The following is a 1032-nucleotide window of genomic DNA, read 5'->3' as shown; positions in this document are numbered from 1 at the left end:
CGTGGCGCAGCAGTGGTTAACCCTGCTGCAACGCAGCCAGGCGCTGAGTGTCGTAAAAGGTCCGCTGGATGCCGCCGGGCAACAGGCCTGGGGAGATTTCTTCTGGCAGCACCGCAATGGCCTGGTCGATCCGGCCACCCGCGCCCGCCTGCAAAACGGCGGTGAAGCGCAGGCTCAGTGGATCCTGTCCCAGCTCTACTCCGCCTTTTCCGGCGTGAGCGGCAAGGAGCTGCAAAACGATCCGCTGATGCTGATGCGCGGAGCGCAGCTCGCGCTGGCGAAGAACAGCCAGAAGATGCAGCTGATGGACGGCTGGCTGGTGACAAAAGATGCGGCCGGGAACTACTGGTATCTGCTACACGGCGAGCTGGCGGGCTCGTCGTTTGACATGCAGCAAACCCACCAGCTGGTGACCACCCTCAACGCGTTGCAGCAGACGCTGAAAAGCCAGTATCCACAGGCGCAGCTGCTCTCGCGCGGGACGGTGTTCTACAGCGATTACGCCAGCCAGCAGGCTAAAAACGATATTTCCACGCTTGGCGTCGCCACGGTGCTCGGGGTGATCCTGCTGATTGTGTCGATGTTTCGCTCCGTGCGTCCGCTGCTGCTGAGCCTGCTCTCCATTGCCATCGGCGCGCTGGCGGGGACGGTCGTGACGCTCCTGCTGTTCGGTGAGCTGCACCTGATGACGCTGGTGATGAGCATGAGCATTATCGGCATCTCGGCGGACTATACGATTTACTACCTCACGGAGCGGATGGTGCACGGCGCGGAACACTCGCCCTGGCAAAGCCTGGCAAAAGTGCGTAACGCGCTGCTGCTGGCGCTGCTGACCACCGTCGTGGCGTATCTCTTCATGATGCTGGCCCCCTTCCCCGGCATTCGTCAGATGGCGGTGTTCGCCGCCGCAGGACTGAGCGCCTCGTGTCTGACGGTAATGTTCTGGCATCCGTGGCTGTGCCGGGGCATGCCGGTTCGCCCGATCCCCCTGAGACGGATAATGCAGCGCTGGCTGGACGCCTGGCGCGACGG

Annotated in this window: 1 protein-coding gene; it reads left to right on the top strand. The window is 63.0% G+C overall.

The features are described 5' to 3' along the window. Positions 1-1032: MMPL family transporter (locus DD606_RS25525; protein WP_176691512.1), on the top strand; the 1032-nt coding region annotated here is incomplete at both ends.

Origin of the sequence: Enterobacter cloacae complex sp. GF14B, from assembly GCF_004136805.1 — a bacterium.
GTDB lineage: Bacteria > Pseudomonadota > Gammaproteobacteria > Enterobacterales > Enterobacteriaceae > Enterobacter > Enterobacter hormaechei_C.
The sequence above is the reverse complement of the archived record's forward strand: the minus strand, read 5'-3'. Positions and strand labels throughout refer to the sequence as shown.